This is a genomic window from Microbacterium sp. (assembly GCF_031178525.1).
Taxonomy (GTDB): Bacteria; Actinomycetota; Actinomycetes; order Actinomycetales; family Microbacteriaceae; genus Microbacterium.
Window position 1 is genome coordinate 1 of the sequence record NZ_JAPSJA010000278.1, and the last position, 3,033, is coordinate 3,033.

2 protein-coding genes are annotated in these 3,033 nt (G+C 73.7%); both read right to left on the reverse strand.

Features of this window, described 5'->3' with window-relative positions; all coding sequences use genetic code 11:
* Positions 1–39: 39 nt before the first annotated feature.
* On the reverse strand, positions 40–1,605 hold the full coding sequence (locus tag RIF89_RS13105) for a serine/threonine-protein kinase (protein WP_309069538.1): 1,566 nt from the start codon (positions 1,603–1,605) through the stop codon (positions 40–42).
* On the reverse strand, positions 1,602–3,033 hold a 1,432-nt coding region (locus tag RIF89_RS13110; protein WP_309069539.1), incomplete at its 5' end, for an FHA domain-containing protein. The genes RIF89_RS13110 and RIF89_RS13105, both read right to left, overlap by 4 nt.

The window sequence follows — 3,033 nt, forward strand, 5'->3', positions numbered from 1 at the left end:
AGCGGCGCACGGCCGCGGAACGTCACGGAGCGGAGCGGATCACTCCGGCGCGCAGATCGTGACGGCCTCGTTGGTGAAGGTGCCGTCCGCGCGCTCGAGATACACATCGATGCACACCTGATCCGCCCCCTCGAGAGGCACGGTGACGGTCGGCTCCTCGACGCGCTGCCCCTCGCTGCGCCCGGAGAGGGCATTGCGGTGCCAGCGATAGCGATCACCCTCCGCGGGGGCCGGATTCGTCCACGTGAACACCGCCTCCTCGCCGCGGATGACGCCCTCGCCGTCCTCGACGAGCGGCACACCGTCGTTGCCGAGCGGATCCTGCGCGATGACGGAGGGCGCCGTCGTCGCCTCGGGTTCCGGGGCGACGACGGATCCGATCACGGCGGCGCCGATGCCGATCACCGCGACGCCGACCACCGAGGCCGCCAGAATGGTCGGCCAGCGGCGCGAGCGCTCGGGTGCCGCGGGGGGAGCCGGCTCCGGTGCCGGCGTGAACGCGGGGGCCGCGACCTCCTGCGGGGAACGCGGCCGCAGGATCGTCTCGTCGGCGATCGGCTCGACCACGCGGGGGCCGCGTATGACGGTCGCGTCGTCCGCCGACGGGGCGGCGCCCTTGACCTTCGCGGTCGTGGCGGACGGGCGGGTGGAGGTGTCGATCGGCGCGATGCTCGTGACGCCGCGCACGCGGGTCAGACCGCCGTCGTCGTCCTCGGGCCCCGCGTCGAGCGGTCGCTCGTCCAGGATGTCGATCGGCGTCACCGAGTGCGCGAGCTCGATCTGCACCTTCTGCAGCGCACGTGCGAAAGCGACCGCGCTCGGGTAGCGCTCGGCCGGATCCTTGGACATCGCGCGGGAGAGCGCCACGAACAGCGACGACGGCACGTCCGGACGGTCGACCGCGGGCAGCGGCATCCGCTCGATGCGCTCGATCAGCTCGGCGCTGCCGTTGCGCTGCCCCGGCAGCTCGAACGGCGAGCGTCCCGCCAGCAGCGTGTAGATCGTCGCGCCGAGCTGGTACACGTCGGTGCGCGGGCCGCCCGGCCCGGCCGCGGGGGCGAAGACCTCGGGCGGCGACCACGGGATCGACATGCCCGTCGTCTCGGCGGCCGTCTGCGAGGTCGACGCGATGCCGAAATCGGTCAGCGCCGGGCGGTTGTACTCGGTGACCAGGATGTTCGCCGGCTTGATGTCGCGGTGCAGCACGCCCGCGCGGTGGGCGGTCTCGACCGCGGCCGCGACCTGCACGCCCACGCGCAGCGCCTCGGCGACCGAGAACGGCTCGCGGCGATAGCGCACCTGCAGGTTCGGACGCGGGCAGTACTCCATCACGAGGTACGGCCGCCCGTCGGACGAGACCCCCGCCTGGTAGATCGTGACGATCGCCGGATGCGTCGAGAGCATCGCCATGACGTTCGCCTCGGCCGTGAACTGCGCCGCCGACGCCGAGATCCGCTCGGGCAGCAGCACCTTCACCGCGACGCGTCGGCGCGGCAACTCCTGCTCGTAGAGATAGACGTCCGCGAAGCCGCCGGATCCGAGCAGCTCGAGGTGCGTGAAGCCCGGCAGCTGCGGCGGCGGCGCGGGAGGACGACGCTGGTTCACGGAAGATCCTCGAACGACAGCGTCACGCCGTCGCCGATGTCCACGACATCGCCCGTCACGACGACCGTCTGCTCGCCCGGGTGCAGGCGCACGGGATCCGCGGCTCCCCCGAGCATGCCCGTGCGGTACAGCACGGTGCCGTTCGTCGTGTGCAGGTCGGTCACGACGACCGTCTCGCCGTCGGACGAGATCTCCACGTGGTTGCGGGAGATGTCGTTCTGAGGGCTCTCGACGGCGACGAGGTGCGGCATGTCGGCGCCGGTCGTGCGCGCGGATCGCGGGCGACGGCCGATGATGACGGGACGGTCGAGCTCGACGACCTCGCCCGTCGACAGCCGGATCCGCCCGCGGCTCGGCCCCGGCGCGAACGGCGACGTGGGCAGCGAGGGCCTGTCATCGAACCGCGGCAGCGGTGCGGGGTCGAGCCGCTCCTCCTCGGGCGGCTCCTCCTCGAGCGGCACCTCGTCCGTCGGCGGTGCGGGCCACACGGCGGCGTCGCGCGGGAGCGACGCCGCATCCGAGTGACCGAGCTCGTGGACCGAGATCGTCGCGCCGTCGTGATCGCCGTGCGCCTCGAGCCCTGGTCCGACGGGTTGCACCTCCGGCAGCCGAGCGTCCACCGGCTCGGGCGGCGCGAGCGGCACATGTCCACGGGCCGCGAACTCCGCGAACGTGATCGTGGCGCCGTCGTGATCACCGAGCGGCTCGATCGTGTCGCCCATGACCTCGGCCCCGGCCTCCGGCTCCGGCGTCGGCTGCGGGGCCGCCTGCGCGGGTCCATCCGGGCGCACGACGATCGTGTCGGCGACCGCGAGATCGTCCGCCGTCGTCGCCGCGGGGGCGGGCGCGGCCATCTCCGCGGGGCCGGGCGGGAGCGCCGCCGCCGCCGCGAGCCGCGTGTCATCGGGCAGCAGCGTCTCACTCGGAGGCCGCTCGGAAGCGCCGCCTCCGGTGAGACGGTCCACGAGGTCGTCGGGCACGGGGAAGTCCCGGGCGTCGTCGCCACGAGGGCGCGCGGGCTCGTCCTCCTCCTCGGTCTCGAAGAAGACCGCGCTCACGGTGGCCGCCAGGACGGCGCCGGAGGCGATGGGCAGCTCGGACGCGCTCGCGGGAGCATCCTGACCCGGACGCACACGGACCGAGAGGGCGTCCTCGACGAGGCGCACGGTCCAGGTGTCGGATGCCCCGCCCGTGATCTCCAGCGCGCCGCTCAGGGTCTCCACCGTCAGGCGCAGCTCGCCGCGCACGGCGGTGCGCACCGCGTCATCCTGCAGCAGCGCCACGGCGAACGGCGGCAGGGCGGCAGTAGCCGGTCCGAACGCGCGCCCGAGGGCATCGAGCACGGCCGCGACGCCGTCGCCCGAGTCCAGCCCCTCCCAGACCTCGTCGATCATGTCCTGCGGCAGACCTCCGGGCAGCACCGCGATG